General features: G+C 58.5%; 1 rRNA gene. It reads right to left on the reverse strand.

Annotation, left to right across the window (positions count from 1 at the left end):
- Positions 1 to 579, reverse strand: a 23S ribosomal RNA gene (locus tag ABD269_RS09110); the annotation flags it as partial.

A 579-nucleotide genomic window follows, 5' to 3' on the forward strand; every position in this document is an offset into this window, starting at 1 on the left:
GCTTTTCTCGACAGCATAGGATCATCCACTTCACCACAATCGGCTCGGCATCAGGTCTCAGCCTTATATGTGTGACGGATTTGCCTACCACACGGCCTACACCCTTACCCCGGGACTACCACCGCCCGGGCTGGACTACCTTCCTGCGTCACCCCATCGCTTACCTACTACCACCTTGGGTCAGCGGCTCCACCACTCCCCTTCACCCGAAGGATCCAGGACGGCTTCACGGCCTTAGCATTAATGGATTCGATATTGGGCGTTTCAAAGCGGGTACCGGAATATCAACCGGTTGTCCATCGACTACGCCTGTCGGCCTCGCCTTAGGTCCCGACTTACCCTGGGCAGATCAGCTTGACCCAGGAACCCTTAGTCAATCGGCGCACACGTTTCCCACGTGTGTATCGCTACTCATGCCTGCATTCTCACTCGTGAACCGTCCACAACTCGCTTCCGCGGCTGCTTCACCCGGCACACGACGCTCCCCTACCCATCCCAGCGGGCGTTGGCCCTTCATGCTGGAATGACACGACTTCGGCGGTACGCTTGAGCCCCGCTACATTGTCGGCGCGGAATCAC

Source organism: Streptomyces blastmyceticus, from assembly GCF_039521185.1.
Taxonomy (GTDB): Bacteria; Actinomycetota; Actinomycetes; order Streptomycetales; family Streptomycetaceae; genus Streptomyces; species Streptomyces blastmyceticus.